General features: G+C 72.8%; 19 protein-coding genes and 1 pseudogene. 13 read left to right on the forward strand and 7 right to left on the reverse strand.

Annotated elements, in window-relative coordinates; genetic code table 11:
- The first annotated feature begins 54 nt into the window (after positions 1–54).
- The 8 genes from MY520_RS20765 (at position 55) to MY520_RS20800 (ending at position 9,509) form a co-directional block, all read left to right on the forward strand.
- Positions 55–1,038 carry a sugar ABC transporter substrate-binding protein gene (locus MY520_RS20765; RefSeq protein WP_436694473.1) on the forward strand — a complete coding sequence of 328 codons (984 nt, stop codon included), beginning with the start codon at positions 55–57 and terminating at the stop codon, positions 1,036–1,038.
- A gap of 79 nt (positions 1,039–1,117) precedes the next feature.
- Positions 1,118–1,900, forward strand: a complete 783-nt coding sequence (locus MY520_RS20770; RefSeq protein WP_436694474.1) for an SDR family NAD(P)-dependent oxidoreductase — start codon at positions 1,118–1,120, stop codon at positions 1,898–1,900.
- Entirely contained in the window at positions 1,901–2,809 is a 909-nt protein-coding gene (locus tag MY520_RS20775; protein ID WP_436694475.1) for a sugar phosphate isomerase/epimerase family protein, read from the forward strand.
- 341 nt (positions 2,810–3,150) lie between these two features.
- Positions 3,151–4,233, forward strand: a complete 1,083-nt coding sequence (locus MY520_RS20780; protein WP_436694476.1) for a Rieske 2Fe-2S domain-containing protein — start codon at positions 3,151–3,153, stop codon at positions 4,231–4,233.
- Between the two features lie 201 nt (positions 4,234–4,434).
- On the forward strand, positions 4,435–6,027 hold the full coding sequence (locus MY520_RS20785) for a GAF domain-containing protein (RefSeq protein ID WP_436694477.1): 1,593 nt from the start codon (positions 4,435–4,437) through the stop codon (positions 6,025–6,027).
- Positions 6,024–6,686: a response regulator gene (locus tag MY520_RS20790; protein ID WP_436694478.1), complete on the forward strand. Its 663-nt coding sequence runs from the start codon at positions 6,024–6,026 to the stop codon at positions 6,684–6,686. Before MY520_RS20785 ends, MY520_RS20790 begins: the two co-directional genes overlap by 4 nt.
- A 294-nt stretch (positions 6,687–6,980) precedes the next feature.
- Complete coding sequence (locus MY520_RS20795; RefSeq protein WP_436694479.1) at positions 6,981–7,799, forward strand: hypothetical protein; 819 nt, start codon at positions 6,981–6,983, stop codon at positions 7,797–7,799.
- A 423-nt stretch (positions 7,800–8,222) separates the two neighbouring features.
- Positions 8,223–9,509: an alpha/beta hydrolase family protein gene (locus MY520_RS20800; protein WP_436694480.1), complete on the forward strand. Its 1,287-nt coding sequence runs from the start codon at positions 8,223–8,225 to the stop codon at positions 9,507–9,509.
- Here MY520_RS20800 and MY520_RS20805 read toward each other — a convergent pair.
- The 3 genes from MY520_RS20805 to MY520_RS20815 all read right to left on the reverse strand — a co-directional run bounded on the left by MY520_RS20805 (position 9,403) and on the right by MY520_RS20815 (position 13,667).
- Positions 9,403–11,874, reverse strand: coding sequence for an ATP-binding protein (locus tag MY520_RS20805; protein ID WP_436694491.1), 2,472 nt, complete (start codon positions 11,872–11,874; stop codon positions 9,403–9,405). The genes MY520_RS20800 and MY520_RS20805 overlap by 107 nt on opposite strands.
- Positions 11,757–12,707 (reverse strand): AfsR/SARP family transcriptional regulator, encoded by a 951-nt coding sequence (locus MY520_RS20810; RefSeq protein ID WP_436694481.1) that lies wholly within the window; start codon positions 12,705–12,707, stop codon positions 11,757–11,759. The genes MY520_RS20805 and MY520_RS20810 overlap by 118 nt, the downstream gene beginning before the upstream one ends.
- A 156-nt stretch (positions 12,708–12,863) precedes the next feature.
- A complete protein-coding gene (locus MY520_RS20815) occupies positions 12,864–13,667 on the reverse strand; it encodes an alpha/beta fold hydrolase (protein WP_436694482.1) in 804 nt (267 codons plus the stop codon).
- A 107-nt stretch (positions 13,668–13,774) separates the two neighbouring features.
- Here MY520_RS20815 and MY520_RS20820 point away from each other — a divergent pair, with 107 nt between their 5' ends.
- Complete coding sequence (locus tag MY520_RS20820) at positions 13,775–15,097, forward strand: alpha/beta hydrolase (RefSeq protein WP_436694483.1); 1,323 nt, start codon at positions 13,775–13,777, stop codon at positions 15,095–15,097.
- Between the two features lie 162 nt (positions 15,098–15,259).
- The gene (locus MY520_RS20825) at positions 15,260–17,875 is read left to right on the forward strand and encodes an ATP-binding protein (protein WP_436694484.1); all 2,616 of its coding nucleotides are present in this window, start codon (positions 15,260–15,262) and stop codon (positions 17,873–17,875) included.
- A 56-nt stretch (positions 17,876–17,931) separates the two neighbouring features.
- Here MY520_RS20825 and MY520_RS20830 read toward each other — a convergent pair.
- Positions 17,932–18,105: pseudogene (locus tag MY520_RS20830) on the reverse strand (hypothetical protein); the annotation flags it as partial.
- Between the two features lie 38 nt (positions 18,106–18,143).
- On the opposite strand from MY520_RS20830, the gene MY520_RS20835 reads away from it, so the two are divergent.
- Positions 18,144–18,752 (forward strand): hypothetical protein, encoded by a 609-nt coding sequence (locus MY520_RS20835; protein WP_436694485.1) that lies wholly within the window; start codon positions 18,144–18,146, stop codon positions 18,750–18,752.
- Positions 18,753–19,307: 555 nt separating this feature from the next.
- On the opposite strand, the gene MY520_RS20840 is transcribed toward MY520_RS20835, so the two are convergent.
- Positions 19,308–20,561, reverse strand: coding sequence for an FAD-dependent oxidoreductase (locus MY520_RS20840; protein WP_436694486.1), 1,254 nt, complete (start codon positions 20,559–20,561; stop codon positions 19,308–19,310).
- Between the two features lie 110 nt (positions 20,562–20,671).
- Here MY520_RS20840 and MY520_RS20845 point away from each other — a divergent pair, with 110 nt between their 5' ends.
- Together MY520_RS20845 and MY520_RS20850 are read left to right on the forward strand one after the other, a co-directional pair.
- Complete coding sequence (locus tag MY520_RS20845) at positions 20,672–23,377, forward strand: ATP-binding protein (protein WP_436694487.1); 2,706 nt, start codon at positions 20,672–20,674, stop codon at positions 23,375–23,377.
- An 81-nt stretch (positions 23,378–23,458) separates the two neighbouring features.
- The gene (locus tag MY520_RS20850; RefSeq protein WP_436694488.1) at positions 23,459–24,235 is read left to right on the forward strand and encodes a DUF4097 family beta strand repeat-containing protein; all 777 of its coding nucleotides are present in this window, start codon (positions 23,459–23,461) and stop codon (positions 24,233–24,235) included.
- Positions 24,236–24,478: 243 nt separating this feature from the next.
- Here MY520_RS20850 and MY520_RS20855 read toward each other — a convergent pair whose 3' ends face one another.
- Positions 24,479–25,597: a serine hydrolase domain-containing protein gene (locus MY520_RS20855; protein ID WP_436694489.1), complete on the reverse strand. Its 1,119-nt coding sequence runs from the start codon at positions 25,595–25,597 to the stop codon at positions 24,479–24,481.
- Positions 25,566–26,192 (reverse strand): MarR family winged helix-turn-helix transcriptional regulator, encoded by a 627-nt coding sequence (locus tag MY520_RS20860; RefSeq protein WP_436694490.1) that lies wholly within the window; start codon positions 26,190–26,192, stop codon positions 25,566–25,568. Before MY520_RS20860 ends, MY520_RS20855 begins: the two co-directional genes overlap by 32 nt.
- Positions 26,193–26,864 lie beyond the last annotated feature (672 nt).

Here is a 26,864-nt window from a genome sequence, read left to right on the forward strand (position 1 = left end):
CGGGGCTCGCCCGCCTCGCCACCTCCAGCAGTACTCACTCACACACAGGAGTAGATGATGCGTAGAAGTTTCTCCACGGTCGTCGGCCTGGGGGTCGCCTCGGCCCTCGTCCTGGCCGGTTGCTCGGATTCGGGCGGCGAGGGCGGTGGCGGCGAGGACACCTTCAGCGTGGCCGCGTTCACCGCCGGCTACGGCACGCCGGTCGGCAAGTCGACGCTGGACGCCTTCGTGGAGCGGGGCGAGGAGCTGGGCTGGGACGTCACCCTCTACACCAGCGACTTCGACTACGACAAGATCAACACCGACATGCAGTCGGCGATCACGCAGGGCGTGGACGCCATCCTCGCCGGCTTCCCGGACCCCCGCCAGATCCAGCCCATGGTCGCCGCCGCGCAGGAGGCGGACATCCCGATCTTCTCGATCGACGGCGGCGTGGAGCCGAACCCCGACTTCGTCGTCGACGTCACGACCGACCAGCAGCAGATCGCCGACCTCACGGTCGGGGCGCTCGAGGAGGCGATGGGCGGCCTCCAGGGCAAGGACGTGATGGTCATCGGTCACGACCCGCACGTCGGGATCAGCACGCGCAGCGCCATGGCCGTAGAACTGCTGGAGGCCGGCGGTGCCACCATCGCCGGTGGCGAGATCCGCCAGGTCCTGGCGCCCGGCACCTCCCAGGAGGAGGCGCTGAAGTTCGTCACCGACTACCTGCAGGCCAACCCCGAGGGCCTCGACGGCGTGTGGGTCGGCTGGGACCACGCCGCCGTCGGCGCCGCCCAGGCGATCACCGAGGCCGGTCGTGACGACATCTTCGTGACCGGCGTCGACGCCGTCGGCATCGCCCTGGCCGAGATCGAGAAGAACGGTCCGTTCTACGCGACCGTCGTCCAGGACTGGCCGGCCGTGCTCGACGAGGTCATGGGTTACATGGAGACCTACGCCGACAGCGGTGAGCTGCCGGAGGAGAACTTCGTCGAGACCGAGGTCACCCTCGTCGACCGCAACAACGTCGCCGACGTCGAGCCGACCGACGCCTGAGCCGTCTGCGGGGGCGGGCGACGTCCCGCCCCCGCATCGGCCCCGGTTGCACCCCCAACCCCACCGAGGAAGGAACACCATGCGCTTGGCAGGCAAGGTCGCGATCATCACCGGCGGTGCCAGTGGCATCGGCCTGGCGACGGTCCAGAAGTTCGTCCGTGAGGGCGCCAAGGTCGTCGTGGCCGACATCGACCTCGAGCGGGCCGAGAAGGTCGTCGCCGAGCTCGAGGCCGACGGCCACCCAGGTGCCGCCGCGGCGGCCCGGGTCGACGTCTCGGAGTACAGCCAGGTCGAAGCGGTCGTGCAGCGCGCGGTCGAGGTCTTCGGCAAGCTCGACGTGATCTTCAACAACGCGGGCATCGCCGGCGGCAAGCCGCTGCTCGAGCACGACCCGGCCGTCGACTACGCGCCGATGATCCGCGTGGACCAGGACGGCGTGTACTACGGGATCCTCGCCGCCGGCCGCCAGTTCAAGGCGCAGGGCACCCCGGGCGTCATCATCAACACCTCGTCGATCTACGGGGAGCAGGCGGCCGAGCTGGCCTTCTCCTACAGCGCCGCGAAGGCCGCCGTCATCTCCTTCACCCGGTCGGCGGCCTACGAGCTGGCCGAGCACGGCATCCGGGTCGTCGCGATCACCCCCGGCCGCGTCGGCACCGCGATCATCAACAAGTTCTCCGACGAGCTGAAGCGGACCTTCGCCTCCGAGCAGCTGCGCAACGTGATGACCGAGCCCGACGAGATCGCGAACGTCGTCGCGTTCCTGGCCTCCGACGAGGCCAACGTCATCAACGGCACCGTCGTGCACGTGGACGACGGCTACTCGGTGTTCAAGCAGCGCCTCGACCTGCCGGTCTTCTGAGTGGCCGTCGTGCCCGTCGACGTCGCCTGCCACCTGAACGTCCTGGTTCCGGACCTCGACGAGCCCGGGCTGACCCGGGCCCTCGGCGACCTGGCCGACCTCGGGTACTCCTCCGTCGTCCTGCCGCCGATCGACCCGGCGAGCGCTCCGCTCGCGGAGTGGGCCGCGCTCTTCCGTGAGCACGGCCTCTCGCCGATCACACTCGCCGGCCAGGCGCCCGGCGCGGACGTGTCCTCCGCCGACCCGGACGAGCAGGAGCGCGGAGCGGCCGCGCTGCGCGAGGTGGTCGAGGCCACCGTCGCCCTCGGCGGCGACCAGATGAACGGCGTCTCGTACGGGCTGTTCGGGCGGGCGGCGACGGCGTCGTCACGGGAGGCCTTCGAGCGGTCGGCGGCGCACCTGGGCAAGGTCGCCGACCACGCCCACGAGCGGGGCGTGACGATGACCTTCGAGGTGCTCAACCGGTACGAGACCGCCATGGTCAACACCGCGCAGCAGGCGCTCGACCTCGTCGCCGCCAGCGGGTCCGAGCACCTCCGGGTGCACCTCGACACCTTCCACATGGCGGTCGAGGAGGCCGACATGCTGGGCGCGGTCCGGTCCGCGGTGCCCGTGCTGGGGTACCTCGAGCTGGGCCAGTCCGGCCGCGGTCCCCTCGGGTCGGGCGCGGTCGACGCGGCCGCGGTCGTCCGCACGGCGATCGCGGCCGGCTACCGGGGGCGGATCGGCCTGGAGGCCTTCTCGCGGTCGGTGCTGTCACCGGTGGCGACCGAGATCCTCGCCATCTGGCGGGACACCTACACCGACGGCCGCGCCGTGGCCGCGGAGGCCATCGACATCGTCCGCAGGGCCGAGGCCGAGGCCGCGGCGGGGCCGCCGGACGACACCGCCTCCGCACTGCTGCGCTGAGGCCGACGGATCGCGGCGGGGGCGGGCGGAGTCGCGGCGACCCTCTCGCTCCTGCCGCGCGGCACCCGCGCGAGCACGTTGCGCAGGACGTGCACCCGGCCACGGCCAGAGTTCCCGGGGCATCACCCGGGAGGACACCCGTACGCCCACCCCCAGCGAGTCGCGATGTCTACGACGAATGTCGCGGGGCGGCTGCGTCGAAGCGCCGCACGAGTGCCGTCATCGGTGTGATCCGTTGCACTTCTCCGGCTCCTAGGCTGCTGCGGTAGGTCCTTCGGGCCACTTCATCGGCCACTCATCAGGCCACCTGTCTCCGCTCACTCATCGAAGGGGTCGCTGCCATGACCCGGACCGTTCCCGAGACCACCGCCGGCCCCGCTGTCGCGGGCGCCCCGCCGGCGCGCTCGTTCCCGCTGCGGCAGTGGTGGGTCGCCGCGCTGGGGGACGAGGTGGGCCGGACGATGATCCAGCGCTGGATCTGCGGCGCTCCGGTCGTGCTGTACCGCACGCAGGCGGGGGAGCCGGTCGCCCTGGACGACCGCTGCGTGCACCGCTCCTTTCCACTGCACCGGAGCACGCTGGAGGGCGACGAGATCGTCTGCGGCTACCACGGCTACACCTACGGCACCGACGGCCGGTGCACCAAGCTGCCGGCGACCGACCGGGTGCCCCCGCGCGCCCGGGTCCGGTCCTATCCGGTGATCGAGCGCGGCCCGTTCGTGTGGCTGTGGACCGGGCCGGTGGAGCAGGCCGATCCCGCGCTGATCCCCGAGACGCCGGGGCTGGAGGGCGAGGGCTGGACCCACGTGCACGGCTACTACAACATCCGCGCCCCCTGGCTGGACCTGCACGAGAACCTGCTGGACCTGACCCACTTCACCTATCTGCACGCCGGCAACGTGGGCACGCCCGAGTGGGCCGCGGTGCCGCTGGAGACCTCGGTCGAGGGCGACGTGCTCCGGGTCAGCCGGGTGCTGCGGGCCGCGCCGCCGCCGGCGATCTACGCCAAGCCGATGGAGGTGGAGGGGCATCTGGTCGACCGGTGGTCGGTCTCGGAGATCCCGACCCCGGCGGTGCACGTCGCGCACGCGAAGATCGTCGACAACGAGCCGGTCGGGGACCGCACCGACTACAACCTCAAGATCGTCCACGCCGTCACGCCGGAGGGCGAGGTGGGCCTGCACCAGTTCTGGGCCATCGCCCGGGACTTCCGCATCGACGACCAGTCGGTCACCGACCACCTCAACACCGGCACGATCAAGGCGTTCACCGAGGACGTCGAGGCGCTGGAGGCGATCCAGGAGCTGATCGAGCGGGACGCGCGCACCGACCACTTCCAGTTCAGCTCGCCCAGCGACAAGCCCGGCCTCACGCTGCGCAAGATCGTCGCCGCCCTCGTCGCCCGGGAGGAGAGCAGCGCCTGATCCGACCGAGTGCCGTCGTCGAACGCTCCTGCGGGTCGGTGAACAGCAACCGGTCCGACCGGACCCGCAGGCCGGGGTCCACCGGGTGCCCAGCAGCGACCGCGCCACGGGTGAGCACCGAGGCGGGACCGTCCGAGACCGGGTCATCACGGCAGGCGACAGCCCGCCCATGGAGAGGCAGAGTCCTGGGCAGGGGGCGACGTGGACGGCGGTGAGGGGCCGGTGGTGGGTGCGCCGCCCGCGACGCGGACGTGGCGGGACGACGCGGTCGAGCACGCGCCGGACGGCCTGGCCGTCATCGACGCCGAGGGCTTCTTCGTCGAGGCCAACGCGTCCGCCGTGGAGCTGTGCGGGCTGCGCGCCGTCCCCGTGGCCGGCACGCGGTCCCCGTTCCCTCCTCCCGAGGAGGCTGACGACCAGGCCGGCGAACTGACCGTGGAGTGGGTGCCGGCGCCCGGCACCCGCCGGGAGTTCTCCTACCTGCTCAACCGGATCCCCGGCCAGCCGCGGTGGGTGGTCTCCTTCCGCGACGTGACGGTGGGCCGGCAGCACCAGCGGCGGCTGGCGGCGATCGCGACGGCGGCGTCGGAGGTGGCGTCGAAGCGGTCTCTCACCGGCACCCTCGAGGCCCTCGCCCAGGAGGTGGCCCGTACCGACTCCCTGGCCGGGGTCCAGATCCTCACGGTCAACTCGACCGGGGACCGGCTGCACGTGATGGGCGCCGCCGGGTTCGGTCGTGCCCTCGACTTCTTCGACAAGCTGATGGAGTGCCGGGCGCTGGGCGCCGAGCTGCTCATGGTCGACGCCCTGGAGACACGTGAGCCGGTGGTGAGGCCGCACCGGTACGACGCGATCATGAAGGACCCGGCGTGGGCGCCGATGCACGACCACCTGCGCCATCCGCGGTGGGACGGGTTCGCCAGCGTGCCGCTCATGGCCCGGGGTGCGCCCGTGGGCATCCTCAACGCCTTCTTCGCCCCCGGTCAGACGGTGGGGGAGACCGAGCTCAGCTTCCTGCTGGCGATGGCCGAGCAGGCGGCGATGGCCGTGGACCACGCGTCGCTGCTCGAGCGCGAGCGCGAGGTGGTCCGGCGCGAAGAGCGACAGAAGCTGGCTCGTGACCTGCACGACTCGGTGGTGCAGCAGGTCTTCTCGATGATGATGCAGGCCCGGTCGCTGGGGGTGCTCGTGGGGCGGGGACTGGCTCCCGCGCCCGAGAAGGTGGCTCAGGTGGCCGACGAGCTCAGCAGCGTCGCCGAGGACGTGCTGGCGGACCTGCGGGGGATGGTGGTCGAGCTGCGTCCCGCCACGACGACGGCTCGGGGGCTCGCGACGGCGCTGCGGTCACTGCTGGACTCGACGGCCGCGCGGACCGGCCTCGAGGTGGCACTGGAGGTCCGGGACCCGAAGCGCGAACTGGCCGGATTGGACGCCGACTGCGTCGAGGACGTCTACCGCATCGTCGCGGAGGCAGTGCACAACAGCGTCAAGCACGCCGCGGCCACCGGCATCCGCGTCTCCCTCGCCATGACGACCCATGGGCGTCGACGCCGGCTCGTCGCCGAGGTGACCGACGACGGACGGGGTCTCGGTGCCGCGGCGGACGCGGACCGTCGCGACGAGGCGACCTCCAGCGGCTTCGGGATGACGGCGATGCGCGAGCGCGCGGCGCGATGGGGTGGCACCGTCCGGGTGCGCGAGGTCTCCGCCGGCGGGACGAGCGTGCGGCTCGTGCTGCCCCTCGTCACGTCACTGCCCGCGACACCGACGACCCACTGGACGGCCACGACATGACCCGGCCCGAAGAGATCCGCGTTCTGGTGGTCGACGACCACGCCGTCCTGCGGCGAGGCGTCGTCGCCTACCTGGAGGCGCTCGAGGACGTCGCCGTCGTCGGGGAGGCCGAGAACGGGCGGCACGCCCTCGACCGGCTCGCGCAGTCCGCTGCTCACGAGGATCTGCCCGACGTCGTCCTCATGGACCTGCAGATGCCGGAGATGGACGGGGTGACGGCGACAGCGGAGATCACCAGCCGGTTCCCCGGGGTCAAGGTGGTGATCCTGACCAGTTTCGGGGAGACCGAGCGTGTGCACGCCGCCCTGGACAACGGCGCCTCCGGATACCTGCTCAAGGACGCCGGCCCGGCGGAAGTGGACGCGGCGCTCCGTGCTGCGGTGCGGGACGAGGTCTTCCTCGATGCCGCGGTGACCCGCCGGCTCACCCGGGAGATGCGCGCGCCGCGTACCGGTCTGAGCGTGCTCACCGCCCGGGAGAAGGAGGTGCTCGTCCTGGTCGCCGAGGGCCGGTCGAACAAGGACATCGCCGCCCACCTGGTCATCAGCGAACGCACGGCGCGCACCCACGTCAGCCACCTGCTCTCGAAGATGGGTCTCACCTCCAGGACGCAGGCCGCCCTGGTCGCCGTCAAGGAGGGGCTCGTGCGACCCGGCTGACGGTGGAGGAGGACCTCGGCTGGATCACTGTCCTCCGAGTCGCGTGGACCCTGGTCGGCCGCACCGTCCCCAGGCGGGATGACGTCGCCGAGGGCCTCGACGTGCGGCCGGGCGACCCTCGGGGCCGGCGCAGCAGGAACCGCGGTGTCCGAGGGGGCCGTCAGAAGACGTTGTATCAGTGCACCGTGAGCGGTCGGGCGCAGACGGCAATTGCTCCTGTGACCTGTGCCTGTGAGCAGCGAATTGCCACGCTGGGCACACATGGTGCTCTGTGGCCGGCGGTACCGTCGCGCCGTGGCGGCATGGGTCATCATCGTCGTGGTGCTGTCGGGTGCGCTCGGACTGCTGGCGCATCGCCGCCTCGCCAGACGCGTACGAACCGAGAGCCAGGACTCCGCCGAGGGCATCCCGCTGACCGACCTGTTGGCCCCCGTGCGCATACTCGTCGCGCTTGTCTTGGCGTTCGTCCTCGTCCAGACGTTCTCGTCGTACGAGGACGCCAGCGACGCCGCCAACGACGAGGCCAGCGCCGTGTCGACGGAAGCCGTAGCGGCGGCGCTCCTCCCGTCGCCGACCGGTCCCGACCTCGTGGCCGAGCTGCGCTGCTATGCCCGCGCCGTCGCCGGGCCGGGGTGGGCGTCGCTCGAGGCGACTCGCCGCACGTCATCGATCTCCAGTGAGGCCGATGCGCGGGTCGCGGCCGTGGTCGCCCAAGCGCAGCAGGCCGGCATCAGCGAGACCCTGGTGGCCGAGGTCGTGGCCGCCGAGCGCGGCCGCGCCGCCGCGCGGCGGGTCCGTCTCGCCGAGGCCGCGCCATCGGTGCCGGCCATCGTGACGGCACTCCTGATCGGCTGCGTCGCCATCACCGTCGCGTCCACGGCCGCGTTCGCCGGCCGCCGTATCCGCCCGAGCCTGCGTTGGACGCTTCTGGGCGTGACCACGCTCATATTCACGGCGTCGCTGCTCGTGATCCTCGACCTCGACCGCCCCTTCGGCGGCGTGGCCAGGATCGACCCGACGGCCATGCGCGCCGTGGAGGAGCAGATCGGCGCCACGTCCCTCGGCGCCGACCCTCCGTGTGACCGGTCGGGTGCGCCGCTGGCCGGTAGCTGAACTGGGGGCGACCGCCGAACGGCGGCCTGAACGGATCCTGGCCAGTACCCAGAACTCATCTGCCGCCATCCCGACCGGACACCGCCCTGATGGCGTCCACATGGCTCTCCCACGCGCGGTCCTCGACGGGTTGCTGACCAGGGCCGATGGGAGCCGCCAGCAACTCGTCGATGGCTGCCATGAGCCGCCCCGTACCGCCGCGGGGTCACGTTCGCCCACGACGCCACCGGCCGGCACACCGACACCCGGTCCGACGTCCCCTGGCAACGGCGGCACGACGTTCTCGACTCACGCCCATCGATCACACGCCGCCGGCCGCAACACCGCGGACGGCGGACACCAACCCGCCGCCAAGCGGACGCCAAACGAGTCGTCCCAGGCTCACCACCGTCAGGAGCGGGAACGCAGCGATGGGAGCTGGCGATGTGGGATGACGTGCTCACCGCCCTGGCCGGCAGGCTGAAGCGGCAGGATTCGGAGCAGCGGCTGAAGCGCCGTCTCTACTTCAAGAGCAGCAGCCTGGACCTGTACCTCCAGATGGCGCTGAGCTACGGCGGCTTCGGCGGCTCCTCCGTCGGCGAGGCGCTCCACGCGTCCTCGCAGGTCCGGGAGAGGGACCTCGACACCTGGATCACGGCCTGGCAGACGGTCGGCGAGTCGGCCTCCCGGTACGCCGCCGAGGCGGAGGCGCGGGGTGCTGGTGCCAGCGCGCGCCAGGGCTGGCTGCGCTCGTACACCTACCTGCGCACCGCCATCCACGTGGTCCGCCCGGGGGATCCGCGCTTCCGACCCCTGTGGGATCGGGCCGCGGGCGCGTTCGAGCACGCCGCCCGCCTGTTCGACCCACCGCTGGAGCGGATCACCGTGCCGTTCGACGGCGGCATCCTCCCCGGTTACGTCATGCGGCCACCGGGCTCCCACCGACCGCGCCCCACGATGCTGCTCTTCGGCGGTGGGGAGACCTACGCCGAGGACATGTACTTCTGGGGCGGCGCGACCGGCATGGCCCGCGGCTGGAACGTCGTCGCGGTGGAGGTTCCCGGGCAGGGCTCCACGGCCTTCGACGGTCTGCACTTCCGTGCCGACGTCGAGGGTGCGGTGTCCAGGATCATCGACACCGTCCTGGCGCGGCCGGACGTCGACCCGGAGCGGCTGGCCGCGTACGGCCTGAGCCTCGGCGGCTACATCGTCCTGCGTGCCGCTGAGCACGACGAACGCATCCGGGCGGTCGCGGCCAGCACGCCGATCATGGACTGGCGCCGCCTGCTCGACGAGTCGACCCCGTCCGTGCTGCGCCGCTTCCCCGCGCTGCTGGAGGGCGCGACCACGCGGCTCGGCCGCTTCTTCGACCCCACCCAGCTCGTCGTGTTCGAGAAGTTCTTCCAGTGGCAGGTCGGTGCGAAGAGCCTCGGAGAGGCGCTGCGGTCGTTCGAACCGTGGAAGGTCGACGTCACGCGCATCCGGGTCCCCGTGCTGTCGATGGCCGGCGACGGGGAGGGACCGCCGTTCCGGCGTCAGGCCCGCGAGGTGCACGAGCTGCTGCCCGGTCCCAAGGTCCTGCGGGGGTTTCCGGCCTCCACCGGGGCGGATGCCCACTCCCAGGTCAACAACCTCGCGCTCGCGCAGGAGGTGGTGTTCGACTGGCTCGACGAGGTCCTCCAGCGAGATCGACGGGCGCTCGAGCCCGCGGTGTCGATGGTCGCGAGCTGAGGTGCAGGCGGTCCAGGTCCTCGGTGGCACGCCGCACCGCCGGTTCCGCGCCCTGCCGCCGGGCGATCGTCATCGATGCCCGGAAGGCCGCCTCGGCGTCGGCCGTTCGACCAGGGGTCAGGGCGGCCAGGGCCTGGCCGCGAAGCCGGTACAGCTCGGCCTCGGTGAACCGCTCGTCGGTGCGCTCCACGTACTCCCGCGCTTCGTCGAGGAGGCCGAGAGCCTCCTGGGCCCGGCCCGCCAGCAGTTCCGCCTCGGCGGCCAGGCTCAGCATCGTCGGGAGCATCAGCCGGGCACCGCTCGAGCGGATCGCCTCGAGGCCGTGCCGCAGTGTGGGGATGGCGCCGTCGGGGTCACCCTCGACCGCTTGCACCCACCCGAGCACCGCCCTGGCATATCCCTGCACGGCCCCGATGTGCCAGGTGGTCGCCAGGGAGAGGGCAGCGCGGGCGCGTTCGCCGCTGGTCGTCGGGTCCCGGCCGAGGACGGCGACATGAGAGCTCATACCCAGGGCGCTCGCCTGCGCGAAGAGGGAGTGCCGGGCACTGATGTGCAGTGCCTGGTCCACCGCCTCTGCCGCTGCCTTCTCCTCACCCACCAGCTCCAGGACTGCCGCGTGCAGGATCCGCGCGCGGACCGGCAGCGGCACCGGCCACGGCGGGAGGGCGGGAGCGGTCTCAGCCAGCTCGAGGCTGCGCTCCAGGTGCCGGCGGGCGTCCTGGAACCTCCCCCGGATGTAGAGGGTCCGCCCCAGCGTCATGTGCGCAGCGGCACGCAGTCCCTGGTCGTCCAGCCGAGTGGCGACGGAGAGCAACCGCTCGGCGAGCTCCTCGGCGCGGCGGTGTCTGCCCTCCGCGGTGTACGCCTCGTGAAGACCGCGCAACGCGGTGAACGCTGCGGGATCGTCGCTGACCTCAGCCGCCAGTTCGAGCGCGCGGGTGAACGCGTCGGTGGTCCCGGGCTGCGTGGGGCCGTGCAACTGGGCGAGCACAGCGCCGAGCCGGAGGTGCAGCTGGAGTTCGGAGCGGGACCGGCCGAGTGTCGACGGCAGCGAGACGGTCAGCTGCAGCGCCCGACGGAGCTGCAGCTCGGCCTCCTCGTACGCGAGCGTCGTCACCGCGGCGTCGGCAGCGGCCAGCACGTGCGGCAGAACCGTCGGGGCGCCGAGCACCGACGCGGCCTGCCACATGTGGTGCGCGAGGTCGAGCACTCGTTCAGGGCCAGGGCCGCCGGCGGCCTGCAGCACCTTCCCGATGCGGGCGTGCAACCGAGCGCGGCGCGCGCGGCTGATGTCGTCGTAGATGGCTTCCCGGACCAGCGCGTGCCCGAACCGGTAGCGGCCGACCGTCTCGCCGTCCTCCACCACGAGCCCGCTCAGCAGTGCTGCCTCCACCGCCTCGAGGGCCTCGTCGTCGCCGAGCGAAGTCACCGTCTGCACCGTCTCCAGGTCGAACTGTGGGCCGGCAACCGCGCCGACGAGGAGGACCGAGACGGTCTGCTCGGGCAGCGTGGCCAGCCGGCGCCGCAGTACGTCCCGCACGCCCACGGGGATCTGCCGCGCGAGCACCGCCTCGGCGTTCTCACCACGCAGCCGGCCTTCCCCGGCCAGGAGCCGGAGCAGCTCCACGACGAGGAACGGGTTGCCGCCCGTGCGGTCGTGGAGCAGGCCGGCCAGCCGCCGGTCCGGTTCCACGCCCGTCTCCGCGGTCATGAGCCGGGCGACGTCGTCTGCTCCCAGGCCACCGAGAGCCATCCGTTCGACGGCCGGCCGGCGCGCCAGCGCGGCGAGGGCGTCGGTGAGCGCGTCGTTCTGTGCCCCGACGTCGCGATACGTGGCAAGGACGAGCACCCGTGTACTCGGCACTTCCCCGGCCAGATAGGTGAGCAGCTGCAGCGACGGCGGATCGGCCCAGTGCAGGTCTTCCAGGATCACCACGACGAGCCGCTCGGCCGCCCCCTGCCGCAGGGCCTCGCAGACGGCCTCGTAGAGCCGGAACCGGGCGGCGTCGAGGTCCGGCGCCACCGCACCGGGGCCGGGCTGCGGGTCCGCCAGTTCGGGCAGGAGCGGGGCGAGCGCCGCTGCCACGGGCTCTGGCACCCTGTCAGGGCCGCCGGGTGGGAGACCGGCCAACAGGGCGCGGACGACCTGGACCCATGGCCACATCACAGGTGCGCCGGAACCCTCCCAGCACCGTCCCCACCCGACCTGGCCACCCACGTCGCCGGCCCGCGCCGCGACCTCTTCGGTCAGCCGGGTCTTGCCGATGCCCGGCTCGCCGGTGACGAGAACGACCCGGCCGTGCCCGGCCGCCGCCTCCGCCAGCAGCGCACCGGCCGTGGCGAGCTGCTCGTCCCGCCCGACCAGCCCCCGCCTGCCGACCGCGGCTGCGATCTCGCCCCCGTCCTGCTCTCGACAGCGACCCTGGGCGGCGACCAGTCCAGCTCCTCGGATTGCTGCAGAACCAGTTCGTGGAGCCGCCGCAGCCAGGGACCGGGCGAGATGCCGAGCTCTTCGCGGAGGGTGGAACAGGCGGCCTGGTAGGCGCGCAGGGCGTCGCCCTGCCGCCCGGCGCGGTAGAGGCCGAGCAGGAGGAGGCCGTGCAGCCGCTCCTGGAACGGATGGGTCGCCACGAGGTGCTCGAGCTCGGGGATGACGGCGGTGTGGTGCCCCAGCGCGAGGTCTGCAGTGATGCGGTCCTGCATCGCGGTCAGCCGCAACTGCTCGAGCCGGGCCCGCGCGGGCTGCACGAACGGCTCGTCGGGGAAGTCGGCCAGCACCGGCCCGCGCCACAGCGACAGTCCCTGCCGGAGCACGGTGCCGGCCTCCTCCGGCCGCTGCGCTTCCAACAGCCGATGTCCGTCGGCGGCCGACGCCTCGAACACGTGGACGTCGAGGTCCCCGTCGGCGACCGCCAGACGGTAGCCGGGCGGCTGGCTGAGCAGCGTCCTCGGCGGGGAACCCGGGCCGCGGCCGGGTTCCAGCACCCGCCGCAGGTTGGAGACGTAGGCCTGGAGGGAGCCGACGGCCTGGGCGGGCGGCTGCCCGTTCCAGAGTTGCTCGACCAGTCGGTCGAGGGAGACGACCCGACCCGCCTCCAGCAGGAGGACGGCCAGCAGGGCGCGCTGCTTCGGCCGGCCCAGGCGCACCGGCTGCCCGTCGTCGACCACTTCCAGTGGACCGAGAATCCGGAACTGCACGCTCTGCCGCCTGCCAACCCGAGCCCCGCTGGCCGGCCGCGACGGCCGGGAAGCGGAAGGCGATCTCCCAGGGACGCTCCGAGTCCGCAGCGTTCCGCCGGCGGGCGGACGGGTCAAGGCGTCGGGCGACGGCCGGGAGGCCGTCTGCGCGTGGCGTCAGGGGGCGAGGAGGAACCGGGTGACGTCGTCCGCGAAGCGACGATGGGTGATGGTGCCGCCGTGGCCGGTTCGGGGATAGCAGACCAGCCGTCCGTCGCGCACGCCGTCGGCGGTCCGCCGGAAGATCTCCGGGGTGTAGACACGGTCCCGCTCACCGGCGATCACCAGGGTGGGCGGGGTGACGTCACCGAGCCGGTCCTCCAGGTCGAAGGCATCCTCGGCCCGCGCGAACGCGACCATGTCGGAGGGGTCGGCGGGGCGGCTCAGCGGGTCCAGCAGCCACATCACCGGTGCGAGCAGGCGCGCCCCGAGGGGCGACGCGACCTTCACCGGGGCGAGGAAGTGGGCGCCGCGGCGGCCGGCGGCCACCGCCTCCACGTAGCGGAGCTGCGCGGCCCTCGCCGCCGGGCCGAGGCGGTAGCCGGCACCGGCCAGGACCAGTCGCCGAACGGCGCCGGGGTGGTCGGCGGCCAGTTGCAACGCCACCGACCCTCCCGAGGAGATGCCCAGGACGTCGACCGGGCCCCCGAACTCCGTCCGCAACGCGTCGGCGTGCTGCTCGGCGATGTCGGGCATGGTGGTGCCCGGGCGCACACCGGGTGCGCGGCCCACCGCGTAGACACGGAAGTGCCGCGCCAGCGGCACCAGCAGCCGAGTCTCGACCAGCCGCTGCAGACCGGTCGGGTTGGCGTGCACGGTGCTGAAGCCGCGCAGCACGACCAGCGGCCGACCGGAGCCCAGGGTGAAGTAGGGCAGGTCGTGCGCCAGGGTCCCCTCGCGGACGTCGAGCCGGCTCGGCATGGTGCTCCTCTCCCGTGCGGACACCCGCGCGCGGAGACCGTGCTCCGACCGCCGCGCGAACGCGAGGCGGATCATCCCGGTGATCCGCGAGAGAGGGGGCCGGTCCGATGACGGAGGCACGACGCAGCAGGCTCACCGCTTGGGTCCGCAGCGGCTCGGCACACCTCTTCCGGCCGAACCGCCGGCCCGAGCGGGACCGGGACGGGGAGAAGTCCCTCTGGTCCCGTCGCAAGACGAAGGTCTACTTCGACAACCAGGACCTCGACGTCTATCTCTCGTTCATCCTGGGCCGGGCCGCGGCGCGCGGGGCCTCGCTGGGCGAGTCCGTCGTCGCCGCCTCGGGGGTCAGCACCCGGGATCCCGCCTCCTGGGCGCGGGCCTGGACCGTCGTCGCGACCGCCGCCCGGCGGCACGCCGACGGTCTCGCGGACGTCGACCCCGTCGGAGCCCGGGACGCCTATCTGCGAGCCACCAGCTACCACCGGGCCGCCATGTTCGGGCAGGGGGTCGAGGATGCGCGGCGAAGCCACGCCGCGGCGGTGGAGACCTTCAGGCGTTTCGTGACCCTGACCGACGTCCCGATCGAGGCGGTGACGGTGTCCTGGGACGGATGGACATCACCCGGCTACTTCATCCGGGCCGGTGACACCGGGAAGCCCGCACCGACCGTCCTGCTCTTCCTCGGTGGCGAGACCATGGCCGAGGACGCGTGGGTGTGGATCGGCGAGGCCGGTGCCCGCCGGGGGTGGAACACCTTCGTCGCCGAGCCACCGAGCTTCTTCGGGTTCCGTGCCGCCAATCCCGCCTATCCCGCCGTCACCTGGTCGACGATCGAGCCGTTCCTGAAGCCGTACGTGGACGCCGTCCTCGCGCAACCCACCGTGGATGCCTCCCGCCTGGTGGCGGCCGGGTTCAGCGGCGGGGGATTCCTGGCCCTACGCGCCGCGGGCACCGATCAACGGATCCGGGCGCTGGTCGCGGATGCCCCCATCCTCGACTTCAACCGGCTGGCCACAGCCGAGTTCCCCCGCGCGCTGCGCTCCGCCCCCACGGCAGTGATGAACTCGCTCATCGCGGCGGCCGGCCGACGGGACCCCTTCCTGGCCCGCACCCTGGAGAAGTTCCTGTGGCAGTTCGCCGTGCAGGAGGTCCGCGAGTTCTTCGACGCCTTCGCCGGCACCTCGAACGAGGAGCTGATCCCGCGTCTGTCGATCCCCGTCCTCGCACTGAGCGGCGAGGGCGAGTCCGAGGAACAGCGCCGCCAGGCGGAACAGGTGTTCGCGGGTCTGTCCGGCCCGAAGCACCTGCGGATCTTCACCGCCGCCGAAGGAGCCGAAGCGCACACCCAGGTCAACCATCCCGCACTGATGCAGGAGACCGTCTTCGCTTGGCTGGCCGACGTGTGGGGCCGACCCTGCCGAGAGGGCTGAGCACGCACTCTCTTGCCGTCGGCGCCGGACTGGTGTCATGTGTCGCGCAGGCCTGCCATGGGCGGGACCGGTGGCCGCGGGACGGATCCTCCGGGGGGTGGGGCGTTGGCACAGCGGATTCGTGCCCCGATCACGACCCCCGATCGCCGGGTGCGTGTGTTCGTGTCCTCCACGCTGGAGGAGCTGGCCCCCGAGCGGCGGACGGCGCGCGCGGCGGTCGAGGGCGTCAGGCTCACGCCGGTGATGTTCGAGTTGGGTGCCCGGCCGCACCCACCTCGGGAGCTCTACCGGGCGTACCTGGCGCAGAGCGACGTGTTCGTCGGCATCTACTGGCAGCGGTACGGCTGGGTGGCGCCAGGCGAGGCGGTGTCGGGGCTGGAAGACGAGTACGCCCTGTCCGGCGACCGGCCGAAGCTCATCTACGTGAAGGCCCCGGCCCCGGACCGCGAGCCCCGGCTCGGAGAGCTCCTGCAGCGGATACAGGCCGACGACCGCGCCTCCTACAAGACCTTCAGCGACGGCGCGGAACTGGCCGAACTGCTCGCGGACGACCTGGCGGTGTTGCTGACCGAGCGCTTCACCGCCCGGGAGCAGGTCTCCTCGCCGGGGCTTCGGCCGGCCGCGCTGCCGGTGCCGCTCACCCGCATGATCGGTCGGGACACCGACCGGGACGGAGTGGTCGCCCGCTTCCGCGACGGCGCTCGACTGGTCACGCTCACCGGCCCCGGCGGGATCGGCAAGACGCGACTCGCCCTGGACGTCGCCGCCGCGCTGCAGCACGACCTCTTCGACGGCGTGTGGTTCGTGGATCTCGCGGCGGAGAGCGACCCCTCCCGCATGCTGGGGGCCATCGCCTCGGCACTCGGGGTCCGCGCCTCGGGACGTCGCGCGCTCCGCGACGTGCTCGCCGACCAGCTGACCGGCCGGCGCGCGCTGCTCCTGCTGGACAACCTCGAGCACCTGCCGTCCGCGGCAACCGACGTCGGCCGGCTGCTCGCCGCCGTTCCCGACGTGGGCGTGCTGGCGACCAGCCGCACCGTCCTCCGACTGCGGGGTGAGCACGAGTGGCCGCTGGCCCCGCTCGCCGTGCCGACGGCGGAGGACTCCCTGCGTGCGCCGGACGTGGCGGCCTCGCCCGCCGTGCAGTTGTTCGTCGCCCGCGCCGTGGAGGTCAACCCCAGCTTCGTGCTCACCGCGGAGAACGCCGGCGACGTCGGTGAGATCTGCCGTCGGCTGGACGGCATCCCGCTCGCCATCGAACTGGCCGCCGCTCGGGTTCGGATGCTCCCGCCGTCGGCGCTGAGGGACCGGCTGGGGCAGCGGCTGGACCTCGACAGCGGACTGGTGGACCTGCCGGAGCGGCAGCGCACGCTTCGATCGACGCTGGACTGGAGCTACCGGTTGCTCGACCCGCCGGAACGGCTGCTGCTCACCCGTCTGTCGGTCTTCCCGGGGGGCTGGACGCTGCGGGCCGCCGAGGCGATGGCGGGCACGGACGGGAGCTCCGGGCCGGCCGACGTCGTCACGCTGGTGTCCTCGCTCGTGGACAAGAGCCTGGTGACCGCGGACGACGGCGCATCGGCGGCGCCCCGGTTCCGGATGCTCGGCGTGATCAGGCAGTACGCCGAGGAGCGGCTGGACGAGCGCAGTGAGCGCAAGGCGGCGCTGGACCGCATGGCCCAGGTCGTGATGTCGTTCGTCCAGGAGGTCGGTGCGGGGCTGCGGACCGGCTTCCATCGGTGGGCGCCGCTGGTCGACGACGAACTGGACAACGTCCGGCTCGCGTGGCGCCATGCGGTCGAGGTCGACGACGCCGAGACCGCCTATGCCATCGCCACGCCACTCGCGTACTACTTCTGGGCCAGGAGCCTCATCCCAGAGGTGCTCGAGCTCGCGGACGCGGTGGCGGCGCTGCCGTCGGCATCCCGGTTGGATCCAGCGGCCCGCGGACGCCTGTTGTGGGGACGCGCCACCAGCTTCTTCTCGATGGGGCGCCCCGAGGGTGCCGCGGCCATGCTGGCCGAGGCCCTGCGCATGGCCGAGGACGCGGGTGACGAGGAACTGGCCATCCGCGCCCGGGTCAGCCTCAGCTATCTCGCGACGGAGGTGCAGATCCCGCAGTTGCGGACCGCCCTGGAGGACGGCGTCGCCTGGTTCCGGCGGCGCGGCGAGCTCATGGGCGCCGCCTACACCCTCTCGGCGCTCGGTCAGCTCCTCATGCGAACCGGGGAGGTGGCCGGCGTCGCGGCGGTGTTCCAGGAGTGCCTGGGGCTCGGCGAGCAGATCGACAACGAGCACCTGCAGACGCTGGCCCTGCACCAGCTCGGGTTCGACGCCTTGCTGCACGGACAACCGGACCGGGCGCGGACCATGTTCGACCGGAGCCTGGCGGCGAACGAGGGTCTGCTGGACCAGGAGGGGGTGTCCTACTGCCTGGACGGCTTCGCCCTCATCGCCCGGATGGAAGGCCGGATGGCAACGGCCGCGCGGCTGCACGCGGCGGCCGAACGCATTCGCGGCAGTCTCGGGCTCAGCGCCTGGCCGGCCCTGCGGCGGTTCCACGACGACGGCGTGGCGGCAGTGCGGTCGGCCCTCGGTGTGGACCAGTTCGAGCGGGAGTGGAGGGCCGGACTGCAGTTGCGTCCGGTCGACGCGCTGGCGCACGCGCGGCAGGACCGCCCGGACGTCTCCGCGGCAGAGGACGGGCCTGCGACGGCGGTCCACGGCGGTCCTCCCCGGTCGCGTGAGGCAGACGTCGAGCCGCCCCGACCGGCCTGACGGAGGGCGCGAACCCGCTGGACGGGCCCGCACCCGGGTTCCAGCAGCCGGCGCAGGTGCGAGACGTGGGCCTCTACCGATGCCAATGCCTGCGAAGGTGCCTGCTCCTCCCACAGCTCGTCGACCAGTCGGTCGAGGGAGACGGCCCTGCCGGCATCAGGCAGCGACTGCTTCGGCCGGGTCGTCAAGCGGATGTCCGAGATCCGCCAAGGAGGCGGATCGAGGCTCACCCCGGCATCGATCCGACCGACACCCCGAGGAGACCGTCGTGCACATCGACACCGCCCAGTTCCTCGCCGAGCTCGGAGACTGGGCCTGGAACCGCCACGGCAACGTGCTGAGCTGGTACGTCCGGCCGCTCTTCCTCATCCCGTTGGCGTGGTTCGCCCACCGGCGCAGTGGCTGGGGGATCACCGGCACCCTGGTCGCTCTGGCGACCAGCATGTTCTGGTTTCCCGCTCCTGCGGAGCCCGATCCGCGGGTCCAGGCGTTCCTCGAGTTCGAGAAGGCCTGGCTGACCGGCGACTGGAACTCACAGAAGATCCTGATGTCCCTGCTCGCTCCCTTGTCACTCGCCGCCTACTGCCTCGCGTTCTGGCGGCGGTCCTCGATGTGGGGCCTGGTGATCCTCAACCTCATGGTCGGCGGCAAACTGCTCTGGGGCGTCGTCGCGGGGGACGGCACCGGCTGGGCGATGACCGCGCCGGCACTGGCAGGCCTGCTGCTCTGCGACGCCGTCCTCGTCCGGGTGCTGCAGCGACTGCGGGCGCACCGCGAGGATCAGGTGCGCGAGCCGGCCGAGGCATCCCCGAACTCTTCGGCGGACTCGTCCGGGTCTGCGGCTCTGCTCACCTCGACCAGCCGTACGTCGACGTGAGCCGGTGACGCCGGCGTCGGCTCCACGTCAGGATCGACACCGCGACCGGAACGGGGCCTGACGCCCGCACACGGTCCTGTACCTGCCGGGCGGGCTGGGGCGGGCAGGCCGAGTCGGCATTCACCGAGCTCCGCGAGCTGGAACGGGAGTTCCGGGTCGTCTCGCGGGCCGGGCGCTCGCGCCGCCGGCTCGCCGTCGTCGCCAGGCTCCCTGAGCCGCTGGTGTGTTGGTTCCTGCGCGCGGCGACTGCCCGGCAGCTCGGCGAACTGGACCACGCCACGGCACGGTTGTGGCGCTCCTACGTGCGGGAATCCGCGGCTCGAGACGAGCGCTACCTCCGCGCGGCGCTGCCGTTCCTCCGTTCGGCAGCGGCCGCTCCGGCACCCCCGGGACGGACATCGACTGCTCCGGGTCCCCAGCCGCCGGAGGGCTGAGGGGGGCACGGTGATCGCCCGGACCGGTCCGGGGTCAGAGGGCCCGTCGGCACGGGGTCGATCGAAGCCCTCCGCCGCCGTCGGTTGACCGCCCTCCTCGGTGTGGTTCTCCACGGTCGGCTCACAGCCACAACGGCCCCCAGCGCCGCGCCTCGGCCCGGACCTGGGAGTAGGGGACGTGGGGGCTCTTCGCCTGGCCGATGACGTTGTGGCCCAGGCGCATCGTCAGATTCGCGCGCAGGGTGTGCAGCCGGTTCTCGAAGAGCATCTTCTCGCTGATCCAGGAGACCGCGTCCAGCTCGGGTTTCCACGCGTCGTGGTAGCTCGATGCCGCGCGTGCGAGAGCGGGCACGCCGGGGCCGGACTCACCGATGCAGCGGCCCAACTCGGTGGCCGCTTCCATGGCGGCGTTGACACCCTGGCCGACGGGCGGAAACGGCCCGGCGGCGTCGCCCAGCAGCACCGCCCGTCCTCCGTCGAGCCTGGAGCAGGTCAGCTTCTGGCCGATGTGATAGCAGGTCCGTCCGGCGAAGGCGGCGACGGAGGCCTCGCTGGCCAGGTCCAGCACACGTGGGCAGTTGTGCCGCAGGTAGCGGCGGGCTTCGGTGGCCGATGAGAACGAGAGCTGGCGTCGGGTCCCTATCGCGCAGAACCAGCGTGGTCCGTCGGACTCCTCGTCCCCCGGGATGGCACCGGCGATGCAGAACGGTCTGGTGGCCAGGGCTTGGAGGTAGGTCTCGTCGAGCTGGTCGCTGAGCCGGTCCAGGGCGATCATCGTCAGGTAGTTCGGTAGCGACTTCCTGGTCACGGTGAAGCCCGCGACCTGCTGCTGCATCGCCTGCCGGACCACCGAGCCGGCTCCGTCCGCTCCGACGACGAGGTCGAAGCGCCGCGTCGTGGGTTCACTGCCCGGCGGTGTGAACGACACGGCTCCGGTGGCGACGTCGACATCGCTCACGCGGCAGCCGAACTCGATGTGGACGGCGTCCGTGTGGCGGTCGGTGATCACCGCCATGAGTGCCCGCAGGATGTCGCCGCGCGATCCGGTCCACCCGGGTTCCGGCCAGTCCTCCACGATCCGGTCCTCGTACTGGATGCCCCGGAAGGGCAGCAGCCGGTCGTCGAAGTACCCGGTGGCGTCGACGTCGCGCAGGGCCCGCAGGCCGTGGCCGGTGATGTCGATGGTGTACGAGCGGTCCGGGTTGAACCGTGGGGCCAGGTCCGGGTGTGCGTCCCGTTCCAGGACCGTGGTCGGGATGCCCCGTCGGGCCAGCGCGATGGCCGCTACGAGTCCGGCGGGTCCACCGCCGACGATGGCGATCCCTCCGGTGGCGTCCTGCTGTCCGGACAGGCCGTCCTGGGGGTGGTTCGACATGGCCGGCTCCCTTCTTCCCTCGACGGACAGGTGCGCACGGTCAGGCTCCGTGTTCGCCGGCGGCGTCGCATCGATGACCTCCCCAGTCCTCCGGGAGCTAGCCTTGCCCGGTGCTGCACGGCCGTTGGCCGGAGCGCACCCGCATCGACGGCGTGCTCGCGGGTGCGCGGGCATCGCGCAGCCAGTCGCTGGTCCTCCGTGGGGAGCCGGGGGTCGGGAAGTCGACGCTGCTGGCTTGGGCGGCCCAGCGAGCCGGGCCCGCGCGGTGCCTCCAGGCCAGCGGTGTCCAGTCCGAGATGGAGCTGCCCTACGCGGTGCTGCACCAGCTGCTGCACCCGGTGCTCGATCGGCTCGCCGCCGTACCGCCGGTACAGGCCGAAGCGCTGCGCGGAGCGCTCGGTGTAGGACCGGGGCAGGGGAGGGACCGATTCCTCGTCGCGGTCGGTGTGTTGTCCCTGCTGGCCGACGTGGCCACCGACTCCGGTCTCGTCTGTCTCGTCGACGACGCGCAGTGGGCCGACTCGGCGTCGGTGGAGGCGCTGCTCTTCACCGCACGACGGCTCGAGGCGGAGGGGATCGGGCTGATCTTGGCCGCGCGCGACGGGGACGGGGAGGCCTTCGTCGCGACGGATGTCCCCGAGTTGGTGCTCGGCGGTCTCGACCCGCAGGCCGCGGCCACCCTCGTCGATGAGAGCAGGCCGACGGTGGCCGAGCCGGTCCGCCGCCGGCTCATCGAGAACACGGCCGGCAACCCCCTCGCTCTCCTCGAGGTGCCGGGCATGTTGACCGGCGCCCAGCTCGCCGGGCAGGAGCCGCTACCCGACCCGCTGCCGGTGGGAGCGTCGATCGAGCGGGTGTTCGCCGGCCGGGCGGCGGAACTCCCCGAGCCCAGCCGCCGGTTGCTGGTCCTCGCCGCCGCGGATGACACCGGGCGGCTCGACGTCGTCGGTCGGGCGGCGGCCGGACTGGGCCTGGATCTGGGTGCGCTCGGGCCCGCGGAGGCGGCTGGTCTGGTCCGGGTGTCCGGCGCTCGCCTGGAGTTCCGTCATCCACTGGTGCGATCCGCGGTGTACCAGCAGGCCCAGTTCGCCGTCCGGCAAGCGGCCCACCTCGGCCTGGCGGCGGTGCTCGACGACGTCGCGGACCTCGACCGCCGGGCCTGGCACCTCGCCGCCGGAACGGTCGGGCCCGACTCCCGCATCGCCGAGCTGCTGGAGGAGTCAGCGCAGCGGGCGCGGACGCGCTCCGGTCCCGCGGCGGCCGCGGCCGCGCTCCAGCGGGCCGCCGCGCTCACCGCGGTGCCCGCATTGCGCGGCCGGCGGCTGGTGGCCGCGGCCGAGGCGAGCTGGACCGCAGGCCGCCCCGCCTCCGCGGGCGAGCTGCTGGCGGAGGCGGAACCGCTGCTGGAGGAGCCGGCGCAGCGTGCGGCGCTGCGCGGGCTGCGGGGGCTGATCGAGCTGAGCGGCGGCTCGCCGGACACCGCCTACCCGCTGCTCGTCGCGGCCGCGCTGGAGACCGAGGACCGGACCGTGGCCCTGGCCCATCTCGCGCTCGCGGGTGAGGCGGCCTCCCTCGCAGGCGGGGCCCGGGCGGTCGAACTCGGTCGCGTCGTCCGGCAGGTCGTGTCGGGGGACCCGGGCGCCGACGGGACTGTCGTCGATCTGCTGGTCGGGGTGGCCGAGGTGGCCGCGGGTGACTGGGGGGAGGGCGCGGCCCGGCTGCGGCGGGTCGTGACGGCCGCCCGGGGGTCCGAGGAGCCCATGACGTTGCTGCGCGCCGGACAGGCGTGCCTCCTCCTCGGTGACGAGGTCGCCGCGCGCCGGCTGTACCTGCGGGCGGAACGGGTGCTGCGGCGGGCAGGCGCACTGGGGCTCCTGGCCACGACGCTCAACCGACTCGCTTTCTCCTACGCCCAGTCGGGGCTGCTCGACGACGCCGAGTCGACCTGCCGGGAAGGCATCCGCTTCGCCCGCGAGCTGGGCCAGCAGACGGCCACCGCGGCCGTCGTCCTCGCACTGGTTGCCGCATGGCGCGGCGAGGAGGAGACCTGCCGTCAGCACGCCGAAGACGCGGCCGTCGAGGCGGACGCGCGCCGGCTGGGTGCCGTCGCGGCAGGGGCGGCGTGGGCGCTGGGCCTGCTGGAGCTCGGGCTCGGCCGGCCGGACGAGGCGTTCGTCCGGCTCGATCCGGTCGCCGCCGGACGCGGCCTCGGGCATCCGGGCGTGGCGTTGTGGGCGACTCCTGATCTGGTGGAGGCCGCGGCGCGCGCCGGTCGGCCCGAGAGCGGGCGCGCTGCGCTGGAGCGGTTCGGGGCCTGGGTGCGGCGCGCGGGGACGCCGTGGGGGATCGCGCTCGCCCAGCGCGGCGCCGCGCAGCTCGCGGGCGGCGACCCGGCCGCCTACGAGGCGGCGCTGGAGCAGCACAGCGCGGCTGCGCGGCCGTTGGACGAGGCCCGCACGCGGCTCTCCTACGGTGAGGCGTTGCGGCGCCGACGCCGGCGGGTGGACGCGCGGGCTGCGCTACGAGCCGCCGCCGAGGCGTTCGATCGCGCCGGGGCCGCGCCGTGGGCGGAGCGGGCGCGCGCCGAGCTGCGGGCCACGGGGGAGACGCTCGGCCGACGCGAGACCGCCGAGTGGAGGCGGCTCACCCCGCAGGAGCGCCAGATCAGCCGGCTGGCCGCGAGCGGTGCGTCCAACCCGGAGATCGCCATGCAGTTGTTCCTGTCCCGGAAGACCGTGGAGTACCACCTGCACAAGGTCTTCACCAAGCTCGGTGTCGCCGGACGGTTGGATCTCGCGCACCTCCCGATGGACTAGGGACCTCCCGGATTCGCGCAAGCAGCCCTCTGTCCAGGCTCGGCGGTGCAGTCCTTCCGGCTACCCGACGAGGTGAGCGCCATGACGACCATCGACCGGCCCTCGACCCGCCGCCGCAGGTTCGTGGGCCTCGTGATCCTCGCCGTCGTCGTGCTGTGGCTGGTCGGCCAGTTCATCCCGACGACGACCCAGTCGCGCTCGTTCAGCATGGGTGCGGGGACATCTCTGCTGCACGTCGAGGTCGGCACCGGTTCGGTCGTCCTGACCCGGGCCGAGGACGAGGTGCTCCGGGTGCACCGGACCGTCCGCCACGGTTGGCGGGCGCCGGAGATCGACGAGCACACCTCCGGCTCGCGTGCGGTCATCGAAGCGGGATGCCCGGGGTTCCTCGGTGGCCGGTGCGAGCTCGACTACGAGATCGCGGTTCCGGACGGACATGTGGTCGAGCTCTCGACCAGCTCGGGGCATCTCGAGGTCCGGGGGCTGCGGACGCAGTTGCTGCGGACCAGTGTGTCCAGCGGTCGGACCACCCTCGTCGACGTCACCGGGCCCATCGAGTTCCGGTCCAGCTCCGGTTCGGTCAGCGCCACGGAACTGAGCAGCCGCAGCGTCGTGGCGGAGGTCTCGTCGGGCAGCACCAACCTGGAGTTCGCCGTCGCGCCGACCGATGTCATGGTGGAGGCCAGCAGCGGGGACGTCACCCTGCAACTCCCCGAGGACGGCAACCCCTACCAGGTGCGCGCGCAGAGCAGCTCCGGCCAGGTGCAGGTGGACCTGCCCGTCGACCCCGGGTCTCCGCGCTCGATCACCGTGACCGTGAGCAGCGGTGACGTCGACGTGCTGCCCGTTGACGATTGAGCGGCTGCGGATCTCCACCCGAGACGCGAGCGACCACGGAGGGCTGTCGGAGATGGCGACGCAGACGTCGTTCGCGCCGACCTCCGCCCCGGCGCAGCGGTGGACGAGCCGGCTGCGACCAGGTCCCGGACACTGCGGCGGAACTCCGCCGGATGTCCACGCCGCCCATGCGGCCTCCCGGGACTCGGCAGGCCTCAGGCCTGACCGGGGTCACCTCACGGCCCCGTGGTCGCGTCCGGGTGCTCATCGGGCGAACGCCGTCACGAGCGCGGTCATCAGTGTGTGGTGGTCGTAGGCGCGCGTGGTGTTGGCCATGACGACGATGCCCAGCCCCAGGTCGGGATAGAGACGCATCGCGTTCCAGAAGCCGCCGCCGGTGCCCCAGTGCTCGACGAACCCCGGCCGGGCATCCCGGTCGGCGGGGCGGCGGAACCACCCCACGCCCAGATCGAACGGCTTGCCGGGGGTGGCGATGGTGCGCATGGCGCGCGCAGTTGCCGGAGCGAGGAGCCGGGTGCCGTCGATGGTGCCGTCGGCGAGGTGCAGGCGGAGCAGCCGGGCGGCGTCCGGGGCGCTGCCGACGAGGCCGCCGTAGCCGGCACCTGCCACCCGGAACGGGCGCAACGCAACGTGCTGCCCGTGCCGTTCGCCCACGATCCAGGACGGCAGGGCCGCGCGCAGCAGCGGGGTGGCTGCGCGCGGGAGGTGCACGTAGCCGGTGGCCTGGTGGGTGTCGGTGCGTTGGACGAAGTCGGTGGCGGTCATGCCGGCAGGGGCCAGCAGCGCCCGCCGCACGTGGTCCTCGAACGGTCCACCGTCGACGCGGGCGATGGCCGCGGCGAGGACCAGGTAGCCGAGGTTGGAGTAGCGAGCCGGCCCGCCGGCGGGCCGCTTCGGCCGGCCGTGTCGGGCCAGTACCCGTCGGGCGTAGCGCTCCACGTCTGTGTCGGGGGCGTCGGCGGGCAGGACCCAGCGCACCGGCAGTGGGTTGGCCGCCCCGGCGGTGTGGTTGAGCAACTGCCGCACCCGTGGCTGCTCGCGCGTGGGCGCCGTGTAGTCCGGCACCAACTCGCACACCGGGGCGTCGAGGTCCAGTCGGCCCTCGTCGGCCAGCCGCATCGCCGCGGTCGCGGTGCCGATCTTGGACATCGAGAACCACAGGTAGCTGGTGTCGGGCGTGGCCGGACGCCGGGTGGCCAGGTCGGCGTGGCCGAAGCCCTCGGCGAACAGCAGTCGGTCGGCGTCGGTGACGGCGACGGTCAGGCCTGGTACGTGGTGGCGGTCCATCAGGTCGGTGATGGTGGCGCGGGCGGTGTCGAGCACGGCGGGGTCAGTGGGCCGGGTGGACGGGGGCGGGGACATCGCGGGTGCCTTCTCTCCGTTGGGATCGGACGAAGTCGATGTAGGCGCGGACGTGCGCCTCTTCATCGGCGGCCAGCGGGGGGCCGTCGTAGGTCAGCCGACCGGTCGTCTTCGGCTCGGCGGTGGGGACGGTGTAGGGGCGCGGGTCCAGGCCGCCGACCTCGCGCAGGGCCGCGTCCAGGCGTTGCAATGCGACGCGTTGCCGCGGCTCGTCGGGGCCGAGGGCGGCGGCCAGGGTGCGGGTGGCGGCGAAGAAGGTCGTCGCCGTCTCCACGTGTGCTTCCTCGCCTGCGGGGGTCAGGGCGATGAGTCGGGATCGTCCGTCGGCGGGATTGGGCCGCTGCTCCACGTGCCCGCGCTGCTGCAGCCGGCGAATCAGCGTCGAGACCGTCGTCGGCCGCATGGCCGTCCAACGGACCACTTGGGTAGCGGTGACCGGACCGAAACGGCGCAGCAGCGAGTAGAAGCCGAAGTCCTCCCCGGAGAGGCCCCCGCTGTCAGCGAGCACGTCATCGAGGGCGCCGGAGATGAGGTGGTTGACCAGCCAGAGGTCGAACAGCACGGACATCTGCGGGGTGCTGCTCTGCGACGCCATCTAGCGATATTACGGTCACGTACCAAACCGATGCAAGGTCGCAGTATCGGCCTCTTTCGCGGTGGCCCCGCGGCCGTCACTCCCGCCCCGGCGGCGGGTGACCCGGAAGGGCGGCAGCGGGTGGTCCGTGCGGCCGTTGACGGCGTGCAGCGAGAGCCGGGAGTTCGATGTCGGCGGCCGCGTGATGACCGTCGAGCCGGTGGGCCCGCGCTGGCGTCCGGCCTGATCGCGCGTAGCGCTCCGGCGGAGCAGGCCGTCAGCGGGGCCCAAGCTGGCGCGGGCGGCCGCTGTCAGGTCGATGTATGCGGGCCACGACGGTCACGGACTCCACGACGTCGCCGGCGGGGCCGAGCGCCGCGCGGACGGCTACGACGACACCGGCCGCCACCCGCTCACGTCGAGCAGTCGGGCTGCGGCCCGGCCACCCGGTGGGGATGCGGCTAGGCCGTGTTGATCAAGTCTGATTTGATCGAGATCAGGGTGGCGGCGAGGCTGACGGCGGCGCAGTAGCTGCGGAAGAGCCTGTCGGAGCGCATCGCGATTCCGCGCCACACCTAGGCCTCCTCGGCGCCCCAGCGTCCGAGCGCGACGATCGCCTCGCGCAAGGCAAGCCCGCGATCGGTCAGCGCGTAGGCCCGGGTGTTGTGCCGGAGCGGCAGACGGGTCAGTACG

The organism is Geodermatophilus sp. CPCC 205506 (assembly GCF_051383635.1).
Lineage (GTDB): Bacteria > Actinomycetota > Actinomycetes > Mycobacteriales > Geodermatophilaceae > Geodermatophilus.

Excerpts from the sequence above, each read along its gene's own strand:
- MY520_RS20765 (WP_436694473.1), top strand. The coding sequence starts at position 55 with ATGATGCGTAGAAGTTTCTCCACGGTCGTCGGCCTGGGGGTCGCCTCG.
- MY520_RS20770 (WP_436694474.1), top strand. The coding sequence starts at position 1,118 with ATGCGCTTGGCAGGCAAGGTCGCGATCATCACCGGCGGTGCCAGTGGC.
- MY520_RS20780 (WP_436694476.1), top strand. The coding sequence starts at position 3,151 with ATGACCCGGACCGTTCCCGAGACCACCGCCGGCCCCGCTGTCGCGGGC.
- MY520_RS20790 (WP_436694478.1), top strand. The coding sequence starts at position 6,024 with ATGACCCGGCCCGAAGAGATCCGCGTTCTGGTGGTCGACGACCACGCC.
- MY520_RS20800 (WP_436694480.1), top strand. The coding sequence starts at position 8,223 with ATGTGGGATGACGTGCTCACCGCCCTGGCCGGCAGGCTGAAGCGGCAG.
- MY520_RS20815 (WP_436694482.1), bottom strand. The coding sequence starts at position 13,667 with ATGCCGAGCCGGCTCGACGTCCGCGAGGGGACCCTGGCGCACGACCTG.
- MY520_RS20820 (WP_436694483.1), top strand. The coding sequence starts at position 13,775 with ATGACGGAGGCACGACGCAGCAGGCTCACCGCTTGGGTCCGCAGCGGC.
- MY520_RS20840 (WP_436694486.1), bottom strand. The coding sequence starts at position 20,561 with ATGTCGAACCACCCCCAGGACGGCCTGTCCGGACAGCAGGACGCCACC.
- MY520_RS20850 (WP_436694488.1), top strand. The coding sequence starts at position 23,459 with ATGACGACCATCGACCGGCCCTCGACCCGCCGCCGCAGGTTCGTGGGC.
- MY520_RS20855 (WP_436694489.1), bottom strand. The coding sequence starts at position 25,597 with ATGTCCCCGCCCCCGTCCACCCGGCCCACTGACCCCGCCGTGCTCGAC.
- MY520_RS20860 (WP_436694490.1), bottom strand. The coding sequence starts at position 26,192 with ATGGCGTCGCAGAGCAGCACCCCGCAGATGTCCGTGCTGTTCGACCTC.